The 15,666-nt window shown below is 66.5% G+C and carries 17 protein-coding genes; 8 read left to right on the top strand and 9 right to left on the bottom strand.

Going from position 1 to position 15,666, the window contains the following annotated elements:
* Positions 1 to 10: 10 nt before the first annotated feature.
* Positions 11 to 544, bottom strand: a complete 534-nt coding sequence (locus tag ABZ789_RS17555) for a glutathione peroxidase (protein ID WP_358426110.1) — start codon at positions 542 to 544, stop codon at positions 11 to 13.
* 132 nt (positions 545 to 676) lie between these two features.
* Positions 677 to 1,093, bottom strand: coding sequence for a PPOX class F420-dependent oxidoreductase (locus tag ABZ789_RS17550; protein ID WP_358426107.1), 417 nt, complete (start codon positions 1,091 to 1,093; stop codon positions 677 to 679).
* Between the two features lie 73 nt (positions 1,094 to 1,166).
* Here ABZ789_RS17550 and ABZ789_RS17545 point away from each other — a divergent pair, with 73 nt between their 5' ends.
* The 3 genes from ABZ789_RS17545 (at position 1,167) to ABZ789_RS17535 (ending at position 4,033) form a co-directional block, all read left to right on the top strand.
* The gene (locus ABZ789_RS17545) at positions 1,167 to 1,931 is read left to right on the top strand and encodes a precorrin-3B synthase (protein WP_358426104.1); all 765 of its coding nucleotides are present in this window, start codon (positions 1,167 to 1,169) and stop codon (positions 1,929 to 1,931) included.
* Between the two features lie 79 nt (positions 1,932 to 2,010).
* On the top strand, positions 2,011 to 3,474 hold the full coding sequence (locus ABZ789_RS17540; RefSeq protein WP_358426102.1) for an NAD(P)/FAD-dependent oxidoreductase: 1,464 nt from the start codon (positions 2,011 to 2,013) through the stop codon (positions 3,472 to 3,474).
* Positions 3,475 to 3,559: 85 nt separating this feature from the next.
* A complete protein-coding gene (locus tag ABZ789_RS17535; RefSeq protein ID WP_358426099.1) occupies positions 3,560 to 4,033 on the top strand; it encodes a hypothetical protein in 474 nt (157 codons plus the stop codon).
* A 72-nt stretch (positions 4,034 to 4,105) separates the two neighbouring features.
* Here ABZ789_RS17535 and ABZ789_RS17530 read toward each other — a convergent pair whose 3' ends face one another.
* From ABZ789_RS17530 to ABZ789_RS17515, 4 genes are all read right to left on the bottom strand, one after another.
* The gene (locus ABZ789_RS17530; RefSeq protein WP_358426096.1) at positions 4,106 to 4,441 is read right to left on the bottom strand and encodes a type II toxin-antitoxin system HicB family antitoxin; all 336 of its coding nucleotides are present in this window, start codon (positions 4,439 to 4,441) and stop codon (positions 4,106 to 4,108) included.
* Positions 4,438 to 4,695: a toxin HicA gene (locus ABZ789_RS17525; protein ID WP_358426093.1), complete on the bottom strand. Its 258-nt coding sequence runs from the start codon at positions 4,693 to 4,695 to the stop codon at positions 4,438 to 4,440. The genes ABZ789_RS17530 and ABZ789_RS17525 overlap by 4 nt, the downstream gene beginning before the upstream one ends.
* Positions 4,696 to 4,956: 261 nt before the next feature.
* Positions 4,957 to 5,508 carry a PIN domain-containing protein gene (locus ABZ789_RS17520; protein ID WP_358426091.1) on the bottom strand — a complete coding sequence of 184 codons (552 nt, stop codon included), beginning with the start codon at positions 5,506 to 5,508 and terminating at the stop codon, positions 4,957 to 4,959.
* Position 5,509: 1 nt separating this feature from the next.
* Complete coding sequence (locus ABZ789_RS17515; protein ID WP_358426088.1) at positions 5,510 to 5,944, bottom strand: helix-turn-helix domain-containing protein; 435 nt, start codon at positions 5,942 to 5,944, stop codon at positions 5,510 to 5,512.
* 586 nt (positions 5,945 to 6,530) lie between these two features.
* Between ABZ789_RS17515 and ABZ789_RS17510 the strand changes: the two genes are divergently transcribed.
* Positions 6,531 to 6,935 carry a hypothetical protein gene (locus ABZ789_RS17510; RefSeq protein ID WP_358426085.1) on the top strand — a complete coding sequence of 135 codons (405 nt, stop codon included), beginning with the start codon at positions 6,531 to 6,533 and terminating at the stop codon, positions 6,933 to 6,935.
* 112 nt (positions 6,936 to 7,047) lie between these two features.
* Here ABZ789_RS17510 and ABZ789_RS17505 read toward each other — a convergent pair whose 3' ends face one another.
* Together ABZ789_RS17505 and ABZ789_RS17500 are read right to left on the bottom strand one after the other, a co-directional pair.
* On the bottom strand, positions 7,048 to 7,851 hold the full coding sequence (locus ABZ789_RS17505) for a hypothetical protein (protein ID WP_358426082.1): 804 nt from the start codon (positions 7,849 to 7,851) through the stop codon (positions 7,048 to 7,050).
* Between the two features lie 480 nt (positions 7,852 to 8,331).
* On the bottom strand, positions 8,332 to 8,520 hold the full coding sequence (locus tag ABZ789_RS17500; protein WP_358426079.1) for a hypothetical protein: 189 nt from the start codon (positions 8,518 to 8,520) through the stop codon (positions 8,332 to 8,334).
* 717 nt (positions 8,521 to 9,237) lie between these two features.
* Here ABZ789_RS17500 and ABZ789_RS17495 point away from each other — a divergent pair.
* The 4 genes from ABZ789_RS17495 to ABZ789_RS17480 all read left to right on the top strand — a co-directional run bounded on the left by ABZ789_RS17495 (position 9,238) and on the right by ABZ789_RS17480 (position 14,544).
* Entirely contained in the window at positions 9,238 to 10,485 is a 1,248-nt protein-coding gene (locus ABZ789_RS17495; RefSeq protein ID WP_358426077.1) for an IS256 family transposase, read from the top strand.
* 289 nt (positions 10,486 to 10,774) lie between these two features.
* Positions 10,775 to 11,737: an SMI1/KNR4 family protein gene (locus ABZ789_RS17490; protein WP_358426074.1), complete on the top strand. Its 963-nt coding sequence runs from the start codon at positions 10,775 to 10,777 to the stop codon at positions 11,735 to 11,737.
* Positions 11,738 to 12,288: 551 nt separating this feature from the next.
* Positions 12,289 to 13,239, top strand: coding sequence for an SMI1/KNR4 family protein (locus ABZ789_RS17485; protein ID WP_358426071.1), 951 nt, complete (start codon positions 12,289 to 12,291; stop codon positions 13,237 to 13,239).
* A gap of 195 nt (positions 13,240 to 13,434) precedes the next feature.
* Positions 13,435 to 14,544 (top strand): transposase, encoded by a 1,110-nt coding sequence (locus ABZ789_RS17480; protein ID WP_358426068.1) that lies wholly within the window; start codon positions 13,435 to 13,437, stop codon positions 14,542 to 14,544.
* 364 nt (positions 14,545 to 14,908) lie between these two features.
* Here the strand turns inward: ABZ789_RS17480 and ABZ789_RS17475 are convergent, their stop codons facing one another.
* Positions 14,909 to 15,655 carry an SDR family NAD(P)-dependent oxidoreductase gene (locus ABZ789_RS17475; RefSeq protein WP_358426066.1) on the bottom strand — a complete coding sequence of 249 codons (747 nt, stop codon included), beginning with the start codon at positions 15,653 to 15,655 and terminating at the stop codon, positions 14,909 to 14,911.
* Positions 15,656 to 15,666 lie beyond the last annotated feature (11 nt).

Here is a 15,666-nt window from a genome sequence, read left to right as displayed (position 1 = left end):
GGTGGCCCGCTCAGAGCAGGTCGGCGAGTTCCTTGCCGATCTCCTCCGGAGTGACGGTCGGTTCGAAACGGCGCAGCACCGCCCCCTGCGGGTCGACGAGGAACTTGGTGAAATTCCACTTCACCTCGTCGGTGCCGATCGCCTCCGGGCGGGTGGAGTTCACGTGCTCGTACAGGAAGCCGTGCTGCGGCCCGAAGTCACCGGGCGCGGCGGCACGCAGATGCCGGTAGAGCGGATGCGCGTCGTCGCCGTTGACGTCGACCTTCGCGAACACCGGGAAGGTGACGTCGAAGTTCACCCGGCAGAACTCCTGGATCTCGGTGTCACTGCCCGGTTCCTGACCGCCGAACTGGTTGCACGGGAACGCGAGGATCTGCAGGCCGCGGTCCTTCGTCTGCCGGTGCAGCGCCTCGAGGGCCTCGTACTGCGGGGTCAGGCCGCACTTGCTGGCGACATTGACGATCAGCAGATACCGGCCGGCGAAGCGGGCGAGATCCTCGCTGCCGCCATCGGCGGTGGCGACGGTGAAATCGTGCACGGACATGCGCTCTCCTGGGACTCGATCGGATCGACCCCGTCGGGGCCGAAATCACCACGGACCCTACGGGATCGGACGCACCGCCACGAGCGCGGCATCGCCCCCGGAGCGCGACGACGAGCGCCGGGGCCGCCGGGGCTACCGGCCGGCGGACTCGTCGGCGGCATCGAGCACGCACGCCAGGCCCACCGTGCCGGTGCGGCCGCGGCGCAGCACACTGGCACCGACGATCAACCGCCCGAGCACCCCGTACTTGCGGGCGATCACCGACCGGGCGTGCGCGGAGCCGTCCGCGTCGAGCACCACCGCGGTGCCCGGCACCGCCGCCGACCGCGGCTTGCCGCGCGCATCGCAGATCGCCAGCGACACCCGCGGATCGCGGCGCAGCCGCCGCACCTTGTAGGCGTCGGCGACCGTCCACACCAGCAGCCGGTCACCGTCCGGCGCCGCCCACACCGGGGTGCCCACCGGGCTGCCGTCCTTGCGGTAGGTGGTCAACAGCACGTACTTGGCGGCGGCGAGTTCCGCGAAACCGGGCGTAGTCGAATCGGACATGCGCCCAGCCTACGGACCGCCCGGTCCCCCGGGGCCGTCTCGTCCCGCCCCCGCCGCGTTCTACCCTGACGGCATGGCCGAAACCGCTGTCGACGTGCACCTGCCCGCCGGGCAGCTGACCTCCGCGCAGGTGCAGCTGCTCGCCGATCTCGCCCACACCCACGGCGGCGGGCGACTGCACCTGACCCCGCACGGCCAGCTGCAGGTGCGCGGCGACACCGCCGCCATCGCCGCCGCCCTGACCGAGGCCGGCCTGCGCGTGGACGTCCCCACCCGCGCCCGGGTGCTCGCCTCCCCGCTCAGCGGCCGCATCGGCGGCCACCGCGACCTGCGGGAGCTGACCGCCGAGGTGATCTCCCGCCTCGTCGACCGGCCGGTGCCGGCCGGCACGGTGGTCGGCCTCGACGACGGCACCGGCGACATCGTCGCCCTCGCCCCCACCGTCGCGGTCCTCGCCCGCCCCGACGGGCGGTTCGCGGTGCTCCGCGACGGTGTCGACACCGGGGTGCGCGTGGACCGGGCCGCCGCCGCCGACGCGCTGGTCGCACCCCCGAGCGGGCCGGCCGAGCCTGCGGAACCGGCCCCGGAGGTGCCGCGGCCACCGATCGGCTGGCTCGACCAGCCCGACGGGGCGGTGACCCTCGCCGGGGGCCTGCCCGGCGGGATCCTGCCGGCGCGGCTCGCCGAATTCCTCGCCGCCGTCGACCGTCCGGTGATCGTCACCCCGTGGCGGTCGGTGCTGTTGTGCGATCTCGACGAGTGGACCGCCGAGCAGATCGTGCGGGTGCTCGCCCCCATGGGATTGGTGTTCGACGCCGACTCCCCGCACCTGCACTGACCTGCCCGCAGACTGCGCGAACCGGACCGGTGCGACCGAACTACCGACTCCGGGCCGCCTGCCCGCCTACCTTTTATCCATGACCGGTGCGACGGCGGATTCCGACACCTACGACGTGATCGTGCTCGGCGCCGGACCCGCCGGGGAGAACGCCGCCGACTACGCCATCGCCGGCAGCGACCGCACCGCGGTGCTCGTCGAACACGAGCTCGTCGGCGGCGAATGCTCCTACTGGGCGTGCATCCCCAGCAAGGCGCTGCTGCGCCCCACCCAGGTGCTCGCCACCGCCCGCCACATGCCCGGGGTCGCCGACAAGATCAGCGCCCACGGTGTCGAAGTACCGGCCGTGCTGGCCCGCCGCGACGGTTTCACCCACGACCGCGACGACAGCTCCCAGGTGCAGTGGGCCCACGGAGCGGGCATCGACGTCGTGCGTGGCCACGGCTGCCTGACCGGGGAACGCACCGTCACCGTCACCGGCCGCGACGGCGACCGCCGGCTGCGCGCCCGGCACGCCGTGGTGCTGGCCACCGGCACGCGGGCGTCGGTGCCGGACCTGCCGGGACTGCGCGCCGCGCGGCCGTGGACCTCCCGCGATGCGACGAATCTGTGCGAGATCCCCCGCCGGGTGCTGCTCGTCGGTGGTGGGGTCGTCGCCTGCGAAACCGCCACCTGGCTGCGGCAACTGGGCGTCGAGGAACTCACCCTCGTGGTGCGCGGAGAGCGGTTGCTGCCACGCGTGGAGCCGTTCGCCGCCGAGCGGGTCGCCGACCGCATGGCCCACAAGGGTCTCGACGTGCGCTACCGCACCGAGATCCGCTCGGTGCAGCGCGCCGAGGTCGCCGACACCGGCGTCGGCCGCATCCACGGCGGCCCCGCGACCGTCGAGTTGTCCGACGGCAGCACCCTCGAGGTCGACGAGATCGTCGTGGCCGCCGGCCGGCATCCGGCCACCGAGGGGCTCGGACTCGCCACCGTCGGTCTGACCGACGGGCGGGTGCGGGTGGCCGACGATCTGACCGTCGAGGGGGTGGACGGGCAGTGGCTCTACGCGGTCGGGGACATCGCCGGCCGCACCGCCCTGACCCACATGGGCAAATATCAGGCGCGGGTGTGCGGGGAGGTCGTCGCCGCCCGCGCCGAGGGTCGCCCCACCGACGGGCCGCGGTTCCGGGCGAGCGCCGATCACGGTCAGGTGCCGCAGGTGATCTTCACCGTGCCGGAGATCGCCGCGGTGGGCCGCACCGCCGAGCAGGCCCGCGCCGACGGTCTCGACGTCGAAGTGCTCGAAGCCGACATCGACGTCTCCGGTGCTGCGCTGGCCCGCGACGACTATGCCGGGCACGCCGTGCTCGTCGTCGAACGCGCCACCGACACCCTCGTCGGCGCCACCTTCGTCGGCCAGGAGGTCGCCGAACTCGTGCACGCGGCGACGATCGCCCTGGTCGGACGGGTCCCGCTCGAGACGCTGTGGCATGCGGTGCCGTCCTATCCGACCATCAGCGAGATCTGGCTGCGGCTGCTCGAATCCCGCCGCCACTGACTCGGTCACGGGCCGCGCGAGCCACGCTCGCCGGTGCTGTCGCGAGACACACGGCAGGTGCCGGGAATCCCGTCGGTGACCGCTCGTGACTCTGAATCAGCTGCGGGAGAAGTACGCCGACATCCAGCAATCCAGCCTCGACTTCCTGCGCGAGTTGCTGGAACTGACCCGCGACACCGTGGCGGCCGAAAAAGCCGTCCACGAGATCCCACGGGAAGTGCAGGGCAAGGCCGCTCTCACCGAGCTGTTCCAGGCCTTGAAGACTGAGGGCACCCCGGTGATCGTCGACCACATCGTCACCCGAACCGACGAAGTGGTCCGCGCCGTTCGTTTCGATGGTTGGCAGGCCACCATCCGCGGAGATCAAGAGGTTCGACGAGCACTCCGCCAGACGCTGTATCTGCAGTTCAAGATCCGAGACAACGACGTCTTCGAAAAGGCCTTCGGTTATCTACTGAGGGCAGTCGTGTTCGCCACCCCGGGCACACAACCAGCGCAGTGCTCGCCCTTCGGGAGAAGGCCTGCGTTGATTATCGGACCAGAAGTCAGTCTCAGGTAGTACCGCTCTGCAAGATCTCCCGATGTCTCATTCTTTGGTTTTTGCGACGGTCTGATGCGGTCGGCTCTCCTGCTACGCGCTGGCCAGTCGCTGGGCAGCCCACTGGTTGAGTGAGACGTGGTTTTCTGCCGCCTCCATCACCAACCGGCGATGTACCTCGGCGGAGGTACGCACGTAGATCGTCCCGCTGTAGGACCGCTCCGTGAACGGCTGCGGCACCTCTTCGCCCGCGGCGGCAAGGTCGTTGGTGACGCCGGCTACCACCTCGACCAGCCCTTCGAGCGCCTTGGTCTGATCCTGGTCGAGCCATGACAGTGACGGGAACTCGAGTACCGTCGCCACGTACTCGTCGTCCTCCGGCGACCACTGAACACGGTAGGAATAACGCCGGGCATCGGCACCACTCATGACTGCTCCTCGATCTTCTTGATCGCTGCGAGTACCTGCTTGACCTGGTACGGCTTGGCCTCACCGTTCTTCCCCCGGTGGATGTTCACTCGGGGTCTCCCGGCCACGGCATCCGGAACACTGCATGGCTGGTTCCCTGTTGCCGCGGCTGCCCGAAGATCCGCACGCACAGTGAGTGCAGCAGTCCCCTCGTCGTAGGACACCGAGCGCGGGTTCCGCTCGAGTGCGGCTCGGATCTTGTCGGCCTTCGTCACCCACCATGCTAGCGCATGTGCTAGCACTTCATGAGTCGCCGATGCACTTCGGGTCAACCGACCGGGACCGCGGTCGGCGACTTGTGGGCATCCCACAACAACCCGGATCGTTGGTAGTTGGACAGTCATCCGGCATGCAAGCGGAATCGGGTCGACCCAGCTCCCGGCGTCTCGCAAGTCGAGTCCGAAACAAGGTCTCGAAACATCGGTGCGAGAACAACTGTCGGAACAATCAGGCTGTGTGCGGCGCATCGTGGAGTTTCAGCGGCGCAACGCCGCGGCGGAGATCGGTAGGCCCGCCGCGGCAAGGCGGTCGCATACGTCGGCCGGGGTGCCGGGCGGGTTACGCCACGCTGCGGCGGTCGCGCTGATCGCCTGGTGGACCCGCGCCCCGTCGAGCGTGAACAGGTCCATGACGAACTCGTCCGGGTGCAGGGCTTCGATGCCGAACTGGGCAAGTGCGGTCTCGGGGAAGTCGCGCAGGTTCGCGGTGACGATGACCTGCGCTCCGCAGCGGATCGCCGCAGCGAGCACATGCCGGTCGTCCTCGTCCGGGAGCGTCAGTGCCGGGATGAGCGCCTCGTATCCGGTGACCAGGCAATCCGGGACCGCTCGGTTCATCAGCTCCCGCAGCCTGGCCAGCGTCTCGGTGGGGATGTCCGGTCGGTCGGCGGCGAGATTGCGGAACGTCTCGTCGAGAATCCGGTCGGTCCACCGGGCGTGCACCAGCCCGGTCTGGGCCAGGCGAATCAACACGTCGCGCAGCACGTTCGGGTACAGCACGTTCGCGTCGTAGAGGACGGTGAAGGTCACGTCAGTAGAGTCCGAGGTCCTCGGACAGTGCGGCCAGCTCGTCCGCGGCCCGCCGCGCATTGCGCTGCTGGGTGCGTCGGTACTCGAGCAGCGAGGATGCCAGGATCCGGCGATGCCGGCCTACCAGCCGGTATCGGATGAGGCCCTGGTCGAGAAGTTTGATCACGTGCGGGCGCGAGACGTTGAGCAGCTCGGCGGCCTGCTGGGTGGTGAGCTCCGCATGTGCGGGGACCACGGTCACGCCCTGGCCGGCTGCCATGTTCGCCAGTACGTCTTTGATCAACTCCAGCGCGGAACTCGGCAGGTGCACGGACTCCGACATTCCGGCGACAGTGACGTCGAACGTGTCGGTACTCGGTTTCACATCTCGGAGAGCGTTCAACGCCTGCCGCGCCTGTTCTTGCTCCACGGCACTCGGATGTTCGATCGCGGACATACCCCACCTCCTCCAAGTGAAATATATGCAGTAAACGAAACAAACGCAATCGGGTGGTGTTCGAGCCGCAAGCCCGCCGTGGTGGAAATCTGCCCCGGCCCACTGTGTTCACATCGGTCTTCATGGGTGTGCTGTTTGACGATCCCTAACCAGCACGCATTTCGTGTGCAGGAGCAGGGCTACCGCGAATCCTTCTTGCGCTCATGGTCGGGGCCGGTAGCTCCGCCTGCCGAGTGGGATGTCAGCGGCGTTAGACCTCGTGAGGAACGTCGTGCGCCTTCACGGCATAAGGTCTTCACGTTAGAGTCCACCTGCCCACCCACCGAGGCGTTGGAAGGTCGTGGCACCCATGCTGTCTGCTGTGCGAGGTGCGGCAGTCATCCTGTCACTCGGCGTCCTGGCGACCGGGTGCGCAGCAGACGGGGGTGGCGATGAACCCGCTGCGGCAACCGCTGACGCAGCCGGAACTTCCTGTCAGCGGGTCGAATCGTTCGCCGGGACACTTCGAGTCGGAAACCCGACGCCGATGCCACCGACCGATGCCCCAGCCGATCGAGCTCTGGCACCCGGCGAGGTTCCAGCGGGCGTGGTCTATCCCGTGCTCGACGCCGTCACCATCGGCCCAGGCACTGACTCGGAGGCGGACAAGGTCACCTTGACCTTCGGCGGTGACGGGTCGATCGGTTGGTCCGCGCGGTTCGTGGACATCGCTTTTCGTGAGGGCACCGATGTTCCCGCCCCGGTTTCCGGGAAGTGCCTATTGCAGATAGACCTCAGTGGGGTGGACACCGGTGATGCCTGGACCGGCCGGTCGCCGGTTCATCTGTTCCCCTCCGGTGCCTCGGCGATCGTCGAAGTGTTCAGCTATCCCAGTGACAACTATCTGGCCCAGACGTTCATCGGTACCCGCACGAGCACCCCGGTGATCACCGTCGACGCTGCGGATCTCACCGATACGCTCACCGTCACGGTCGACGCAGCACTGCGGTAATTCCGGTGGTGGTGTCGACGATGCCCGGGAACGATGGCTCGCACACGGACAACGGACAGCTCGTAGCGAGACGAATCAGTTCCGGTGAAGACACCGTCCACGACGCAGAACATCAGGTCAGGGACTGCACAGGCACACTCCCCGGGGAAAAGATGCGCCACCGTCTGTGGCCATCGAGCGGTGGGTTCAGGTCACTGGTTTCCTCGAGTGAACACCCCTGCCACCCTTGAGAGGAACCCGATGCGCATCGACCGTCTCGTCCTTCCCGTCTCCCGGATGGTGCTCCAGCGCCGGGAGGACGGACCTCATCGGCCCAGCTGCCGCAGCTCGCCCGCGCCCGCTCGACGATGGTGAGGACATCGGCGGTCAGCAGCGGCGCCCGCGGGCTGCGGGGCCGGTCCCCGGCGGTTGCGTAGTCCCGGCGGATCCCGGACATCGTCCGGCGCACCAGGTCATCGCCGGTGGGACTGGACTGCCCCGCCTCGCGGTGATGATGCGCGATCGCCGCGAGGTGATGCGCCAACGTGGCCGGGGCATAGGCACGAGTGCCCTCCGGGGTGAGGGTGTCGGCCGCGGCCACCAGATAGGCGGCGACGGTCACCGGATGCGCCGGCAACACCTGATGTCCCTCGCTGCGGCACCAGGTGGTGAACTTCCGCCACGCCGAGGCGTAGGTGCGGCGGGTCCCGGCGGAGCGGGCTGAGGCCACCGAGGCGCCGATCCGTTCGAGGATCTGCGGCGCAAGATCGGGCAGGTCGAGGGAAGAACCGGCCTTGGATGTCTCCACGACCTCACCGGCGGGGATGTGCTCGCTGTCCACGAGCAGCGACGCTACCGAGGTGCGCCGACACAGATCGGGGATGGATCGAGTGCCGCATCCGCCGAGGGTGTCGGTGACGTGCACAGTGAAGGTCACCGGTGGAGACAGCAGCGGTGTCGCCGATCAGAGCGATGATCGAGATCGGCGCCGATCCGGGCGAGCTCCCTTCCGCACCGGTTGCCAGCAACCGGTGCCAGCAACTACCGGCAGGGTAGGGAATCAATGCTTGTAACGTCCGGGACCAAAGTCCCTATATGTGGGTGGCGGTCCTCGGATACCACCTCCCCGGTGAGGACTGCCCGGCTGTGCACTCCTCCCCTCATCTGTGCACGGTCGGCGGGAAGTTCCGATCAGGTACCGTCCGGACTTCCCGCGCTTGGAGGGTCTGTCGACGGCCCCGCGGCTGTGCGCCACTGCGGCCGCCCCGGCAAGTCCCGATCCCGAACGGGAGCGCTCGTCGGACCCGGCACGAGGATCGAGCGCGTGCGGGGCCGGTCGAAACGCAGATGTCGAACCGGGAACCGAGCATCGTCAGCACCGGCTGCGAGCTCGGCAATCGTGGCATCCTTCTGCACGTCACCGGTGGTGTCCACCATGCGCGGACTCGTCTACGGGCGTGAGCGTGCCGGGCAGACACCGGACCGCCGCGAGATCGGTCTCGGTCGGAGCGTGCCCGGTCAACGCTCGCAGTACTGCCTCGAGATCGTTGACCGTCAGCGCGGTGGCCGGTTGCTCCGGGGAGCGGGAACGGCGAGGCGCGAGCATGACAACAACTCCTCGACATACGCCCTGCGGCCTGTACGAGCGCGGGGGCGGAAAAAGGTGACCGCGTCCGCCCCGGACAGAGGCGGACGCGGAATACGAATGCGGCAGGGTGGGATCAGAGCACGATGCCCAGTGCTGCGAGCAGGCCGCCGAGGGTCAGGGCGAGAGATCCGAGAAGCATGCGCAATCCTCCTGAAGCAGTTCGGGATCGGGTGGTGCATCCGGGGCCGGACGCTGATCCGGGAATAGCCCGCTGTGTCTTGTTCGACACCTGATCTAGGTCGAAGTGACCTGTTCGTTATCGATCGAGGTCCTCGCTGCAGTTCGTGCCGATGCGCTGGCCGAGACGAGCGACGACCCAGAAGCAGTGGCCACAGCACCGCGTCCTCACCGATCCTCCTGATCCGGCTACGGGACCCCAGTGACAACTCGACGGTGGAACCGGGAGATTCACCGGCATTCGGACCGGGGTCCCCGCCCACGACAGCGCAGCCCCACCAGTCCTCGCGAGACATCTCACGGCAGCGTGTCGCCTGGCCGGCCGTAGGGAGAATCGAAGGGGTTGTGTCGGGCCAGTTTTCGCTTTGGTTGCGTCCATCAGAGTGGTGTACGAGCCGCAGCTGAATGAGTCTGTGGGCGTGTCGTAACCGGACGAAAGACGGCCATCGCGTGATTCTCGAAGAGACCGACCAAAGTCACTCGAGACAGGACCACGCGATGACCACTGCCCACGATATCGACCTGCGCCGCCTCGTCGAAGACCGACTCACCGGCGCCAGCCCTGATCTGCTGCGCGAGTTGTTGTCGATGTTCATCGACGCCCTGATGAGTGCCGAAGCCGACATGTTGTGCGGCGCCGACTACGGGCAACGTTCCGGCGACCGCGTCAACGTCCGTAACGGCTACCGGCATCGGGACTTCGATACCCGGGTCGGCACCCTCGATGTGTCGATCCCCAAGTTGCGGCAGGGTTCGTACTTTCCGGATTGGCTGCTGCAGCGTCGCAAACGGGCCGAACGGGCGCTGACCACCGTGGTGGCCACCTGCTATCTGCTCGGCGTCTCTACGCGCCGGATGGAGAAACTCGTCGACACCCTCGGCATCACCTCGTTGTCGAAGTCGCAGGTCAGCGTCATGGCGAAAGAGCTGGACGAGCAGGTCGAGGCATTCCGGAACCGGCCACTCGATGCCGGCCCGTACACCTTCGTCGCCGCCGATGCGCTGGTACTCAAAGTCCGGGAGAACGGGCGCGTGATCAACGTGCACACCTTGGTGGCGGTCGGGGTCAATGCCGAGGGCTACCGCGAGGTACTTGGTGTCGATGTCACCTCCGCCGAGGACGGCGCCGGCTGGCTGGCCTTTTTCCGCGGCCTGGTCGCCCGAGGTTTGTCCGGGGTGCGGTTGGTGACCTCCGATGCGCACATCGGGCTCGTGTCCGCGATCGGGGCGACGCTGCCCGGTGCCTCGTGGCAGAGATGCAGAACGCATTATGCAATCAACTTGATGACGGTGACCCCGAAGGCCTCGTGGCCCTGGGTGAAGACGCTGTTGCATTCGGTCTACGACCAACCCGACGCCGATTCGGTTCACGCACAACATGACCGGGTGATCGATGCACTCGAATCGAAACTATCCAAGGTCGCGGAGCATCTCGACACAGCGCGGGCGGACCTGCTGGCGTTCACCGCGTTTCCGAAGCAGATCTGGCGCCAGATCTGGTCCAACAATCCGCAGGAACGGCTGAACAAGGAGATCCGGCGTCGCACCGATGTGGTCGGGATCTTTCCCGATCGGACCGCGCTGATCCGGCTGGTCGGTGCGGTGCTGGCCGAGCAGTACGACGAGTGGATCGAAGGGCGACGCTATCTCGGGCTCGACGTCCTTGCCCGATCCCGCCGCAACAACCCGTCCGCGGAGACCGTCACCGAGCCTGCCGAGGAGGTGACACCCGCGTTGACCGCCTGAACCAACGATGAAGAATCACGCGACAAGGTCGCACACCACCTGCCGGGACTTGACCGCCCGCAGTGGCGCAGGGTGGCACGGGACCCGGGTACAGCATCTGCTTCATCAACCGAAACGACAACAGAGGAGGCGGAGTTGACTTGCGCTGGTTCTACCATTGGAACCGAGTGCTGATGAACGATCCGTTCCACGTCGATGCGAACGGCGGATCTCTCCCCACAGGATGATGAGTATCGGGGCCGGGAATGTGCCCGGCCCCGATGCTCGGGCCAGAATGGAGGTTGCAGTCATGATCGCATGGGATCTGACCGTCTTCTACCGCCGTGGTGACACCGGTGGCGGACAGGGACTGCACGGAATCAACAACTCTGATTCAATCGCGGAGGCAGCACGCGATGCAGTGCATGCCGCCCAGGAATGGGCGGAAAGAACCGGAAGCACCATCAAAACCATTCCCGGTCGCCTGCTGATAAACGGCCTGAAGGGACCGATCGATCTTCCCGGCCTTGACGGCTCCCTGCCATTGAACGAGGCCGTTGCCAGCGCCGAAGAAGCCTTGCGTAAGTGGGATGCACAACAGCAACAATCAGTAACCGAACGCGATACTGCCGCACTGCCCGAGCGGAAGAACGCCGATAGAGACGGGTTAGAAGGACCACGCTACGACATCGTCGGAGGCCATCTAGCCGCGTTGTGGCAAGACCTCGCTTCCACCGGAGCCCTCGACGACACGACGACACCAGGCGCCACCGACAACGATCTCGCCGCCGCCGAGAACCACACCGGATACCGGTGGCCCGACGAGATCCGCGAGCTGTTCAGCCTCCACCCCGGAGGTATCGAGATCGTGCCGATGTTCCGGCTGCTCTCACTCAACGAAGCGATCACCACTTGGGACATGTGGATGCAGATCACCGACGATCTACGAGAGCGCTGGCCGGAGGGTTCCGTACCGGACGAGTCGGCGATTCGGACAGCGCCCGCTGGCACTCCGGCCGAAGTGTTTGTACCCGAGCTGATTCCCATCGCAGATGACGCCGCTGGTACGTCGCTGTGCGTCGACATCCGCACCGGCTCGCTGCACGGTTGTGTCGTCGAGTACTCCGCCACGGCGGGTGGTTCGCGCCCTCTGTGGTCCTCGGCTAGCGCCATGGTCGCGGATGTCGTCGACGCCATCCGGGTACGAGGCACATTTCATGATGACTGGACACCGACCACTTCGGGAACACTCGCCTGGCAAAGTCCCGACTGAGCCTCCGCGGTTGACGGGAATCAGATCGAACTCGATCGAGCAGAAGGTGGCGGATCCAGCAAGGGAGGAATGAGCGTTCCGACGTTGACGGCTCCATTGTCTCGCCCATGATCCGTCAATCTGTAGCGGTGTGTCTCGCCAGTCTTTGTTGCATCTCGACATCAATGGTGCGTAAACGGCAATTTACGACCCCAATCCCGCAGAAACCGGGAGTGACCACGACACTGGGTCCGATTTGACTCGTTTGGCCCTGTTGTTGTTTGTCGAGATGCAGTGAAGATTGACAAGCTCGACCGCCGAGATTGACAACGATCGGTCAGGGCGAAACCGGTGTCACCTGCGCTTACCTGTAACGGCGACCGTTAGCGGCACCGACATTCTGTCAAAGTAGCCTGTCAATCCAGCCCTTCCGTCCTACATTCGACAGAACCGCAGCTGGTCTGGTGAGGCAAGAAAAACGACGCTGGTGTCGGATGCTCCTTTGAGGCATGTACCGCGGTCACGTGCTGGTCACCGCATGCCTCCAGCCGGACCGAAGGAGACTCGATCACATGACGACGCACTGGCGGATCACCATCAGCTCAGTCCAAGAAGGTGATTCTCGCCGAGGACTCGTGACTCTGAAAGGCAGCACATCGAGCAGCGCCCTGCCGGATGTCATCGGTGAGGCCGCAGACCGTGTACATGCCTGGGCCGACAAGTTCGGCAGGACCCTCGCCGGTTGCGCGACTCTTCAACTCGACGGCGAGGACGAAGTTGACGATTACTACAAGATCGAAGGTCTCGACGGTTCACTGTCGTTCGACGAGATCGCAGAGCGCGCAGTCCGGGAGAGGGTGCATCGCCGATCCCAGACGGAGCAATCGCCGCCCCGATCAGAGCGGTCGGTCCGGACACCGGTTGGGGTGGCTTCTCACTACGGGGCCGAGTCCGCGGGTTTCGCGACAGCGTGGCAGGCATTGCGAGACTTGGTCGCCGATGTCTCGATCGTCAGTGGTGCACCCCTGGATGACGTTACGAAAGTGGAGAGCGCGACGGGGGTCCGATGGACTGCCGACCTGCGGACACTGTTCACGCAGCACAGTGGTGGCTTCGAGCTGGTTCCTGCTTTCGAGCTGGTGGATCTGGGGCGTGTGCTCGAGGTGCGGCAGATGTTCTTCGACGCTGAGGAATTCGTAGTCGAACAGCATGCCGATCTCCCTCCGGTTGCAGCAGATGCCGAGCGTCCGGCGGGATCACCAGCGGATCGCTTCGTTCCGCAGTTCATTCCGATCGCCGAAGACAACACCGGTGCTGTGCTGGTCGTGGACATGCGCAGCGGCGAGCTGAGCGGCTGCGTCATCGAGTTCAGCACCAGCATGGGGGGCTCCGAGGCGTTGTGGCCGTCGCTCGGAGCGCTGGTAAGTGATGTGCTCACCGCCCTGACTACGGACGGAGCGTTGTTGCAGGGGAAGTATCGGCCAGAGGTCGGGGCGGGTCTTACGTGGTCACGAATGACGTGAGCACGTAGTGGTGTTCGACCAGGACGTTTTCAGGGTTGAACTCCGCCATGATCACTACATCGACAGATCTGGCGGTCCCGTTATCGGATGTGTTGAGTGATCGCGGCGGGGCGCACATGAGGGGCACCGACTAGGGCGGTGGTTGACCCGTTTGTCCTCGGAGTGGGTGCAGTCCTCGTGCGCTACCGTGCCTTGATGAACCAATCCGGCGTGGCCGTCGCGGATCATCATCAGTTCGTCCTGGGATCTGTGACCGCGGAAACCTACGAACCGTCGGAGACCGGCAGTGTCATCGAGGTCGGGCAGAACTTCGTCACGGTCATGACCGGCATCGCCTACGGTCCGGTGTCGTTGACCGTCGAGGTCTGCGACAACGAGCCGGCTTTCCACGCCGATCGGTGCGCGTGGGAGGTCGTGGAGGAAGCCACGGTGAAGGTGACCAAGGCATTCGCCGTGATCACCCTGAGTGGGGAGAAGCTACCCGACTTCGACCGGCTGGCCATCGGCCGGGGGTCGTATCGGTTCCGGGTGTCCGGTCGCGGTCGGGACACGCACTGGGCTCTCGAGGTCGACGAGCCCACCGAGGAGTATCTGGTGCAGGTGTGGCGGGTGAATCGGCCCCACGGGATGGTTCGGCTTCACAAGACGGACAGTGCCTGGGATCAGGAGATCGTCGAACATCCGACCCGCGCGTGGTGGGACCCCGATCCGGCCGCCGACGCGACCATCTACCTGAGGGTCGGCTACGAGAAGATGGCCGAGGCGGCGAAGCAGGAGGCCATCCGATGGGGTGGGAGACCGCCGTCCGAGAAACTGAGCCGGTGCCCCCAGGCGATCGACCTCGCCGGTGTCGATCGCGCGCTTGCGGACGCGATCGCGAGGGCTCGCGAGCCGAAACTTCGGCGCATTACCGTCTGGGCTGTCCGACGAGCGTTCACCATCGCCGGCATCGCCGACAGGGATTGGATCGCGCCGGCACTGGATGCGCTCGAGGACGGCAACCGGACGTTGCCGCCCCCGTTCGGCCGCGACGAACCTGAGCAGCTGTGGCAGGCGTTCCAGGACGACCCCACCATCGACACCACAATCCCTGAGAACGGTCCGGCTCCGGCGCCGGTCATCGCGATGTACGCGGTGCGAGATGCCTCCGAATCGTTTGCATTCGATCCGCTGCGGGGCACGTTCCAGAGCCTTCAAACTGCCGCTCGGACCGACGGCGGGAACTACATCGCGCTGATCCGCGATCTACGAAAGGAGTTCTTCCCGAAGCTGATGCCCGCTGACCGGTACGAGAGGTGGATCTGATCATTTGCCCGCTGCTGCCCCGGGGGCCATGCCGTTCTCACCGCTCAGAACCGTGCCACCTATCGCCGAAGATCACACACATCGGCGGATTCAGTCGCGGATGTTTCATATACGTTCGTTTTCGGAACAAGATCAATTTTGCGGACCGATCCTGCACACAGCACACCCCGAAACCATCCGGCACTCGATCGTGTCTTGGGAAGACGGCTGTCCGACCGTGCTGTTCAACCGTCCTGCATGCCGGTCTCGAATAGCTGACCCAAACTCCACCATCGTCGCCTCATGGACGGAATCCTCATCGGCTGTGCCCGATGCGACACCGCAAACCGAGATCTGCGAACCCAACGCTCCGCGAGGCGGTCCGTTACCGCGGCAGACGCCGCCAGATCGCCCGCGGCAGCAACCGCATCCCGAAGAACACCGGCCGCAGCACTGCCGGCACCCACACCTCCCCGCGCCCGCGGTGCAACGCCCGCACCGTCGCCTCGGCGACCTGCGGTGGGGTGCTCGACAACGGTGCCGGGCTCATCCCCTCCGTCATCCGCCCGATCACGAATCCCGGGCGCACCAGCAGCAACGACACCCCGCTGCCGTGCAGCGCGTCGGCGAGGCCGGACGCGAAGCCGTCCAGGCCGGCCTTCGCCGAGCCGTAGACGTAGTTGGCGCGCCGCACCCGCCACCCGGCGACCGAGGAGAACACCACCAGCCGCCCCGACCCCTGCGCCCGCAACCGCTGCGCCAGGTCGGTGAGCAACGCGACCTGCGCGAGATAATCGGTGTGCACGATCGACACCGCATGCGCCGCATCGGTTTCTGCGCGGGCCTGATCGCCGAGGATCCCGAACGCCAGCACCGCCACGTCGATCGGCCCGAAGGCGGTAAGTCGATCGAGCACCGCCGAGTGGGTGCCGAGGGCATCGGCATCGAACTCGACGGCATGCACCGCCGCCGCACCCGCCGCCCGCACCGCGGCGCACTCGTCGACCAGGTCATCGGCGCGCCGCGCGGCCAGGATCACGGTGCGGCCCGGAGCGAGCCGGGTGGCGACCTCGACGCCGATCTCGCTGCGCCCCCCGAAGACGACGACGGTTCCCTGCACGGTGTGGTTCATGCGGCCAGTGT

The organism is Rhodococcus sp. NPDC047139 (assembly GCF_040643435.1).
Classification (GTDB): Bacteria; Actinomycetota; Actinomycetes; order Mycobacteriales; family Mycobacteriaceae; genus Rhodococcus.
Note: the sequence above shows the minus strand (reverse complement) of the source record. Positions and strands in the feature narration are given on the sequence as shown.

Coding starts and splice junctions, on each gene's coding strand:
- ABZ789_RS17550 (WP_358426107.1), bottom strand. CDS start 1,093: ATGTCCGATTCGACTACGCCCGGTTTCGCGGAACTCGCCGCCGCCAAG.
- ABZ789_RS17545 (WP_358426104.1), top strand. CDS start 1,167: ATGGCCGAAACCGCTGTCGACGTGCACCTGCCCGCCGGGCAGCTGACC.
- ABZ789_RS17475 (WP_358426066.1), bottom strand. CDS start 15,655: ATGAACCACACCGTGCAGGGAACCGTCGTCGTCTTCGGGGGGCGCAGC.
- ABZ789_RS17490 (WP_358426074.1), top strand. CDS start 10,775: ATGATCGCATGGGATCTGACCGTCTTCTACCGCCGTGGTGACACCGGT.
- ABZ789_RS17495 (WP_358426077.1), top strand. CDS start 9,238: ATGACCACTGCCCACGATATCGACCTGCGCCGCCTCGTCGAAGACCGA.
- ABZ789_RS17515 (WP_358426088.1), bottom strand. CDS start 5,944: ATGTCCGCGATCGAACATCCGAGTGCCGTGGAGCAAGAACAGGCGCGG.
- ABZ789_RS17500 (WP_358426079.1), bottom strand. CDS start 8,520: ATGCTCGCGCCTCGCCGTTCCCGCTCCCCGGAGCAACCGGCCACCGCG.
- ABZ789_RS17530 (WP_358426096.1), bottom strand. CDS start 4,441: ATGAGTGGTGCCGATGCCCGGCGTTATTCCTACCGTGTTCAGTGGTCG.
- ABZ789_RS17540 (WP_358426102.1), top strand. CDS start 2,011: ATGACCGGTGCGACGGCGGATTCCGACACCTACGACGTGATCGTGCTC.
- ABZ789_RS17555 (WP_358426110.1), bottom strand. CDS start 544: ATGTCCGTGCACGATTTCACCGTCGCCACCGCCGATGGCGGCAGCGAG.
- ABZ789_RS17485 (WP_358426071.1), top strand. CDS start 12,289: ATGACGACGCACTGGCGGATCACCATCAGCTCAGTCCAAGAAGGTGAT.
- ABZ789_RS17480 (WP_358426068.1), top strand. CDS start 13,435: ATGAACCAATCCGGCGTGGCCGTCGCGGATCATCATCAGTTCGTCCTG.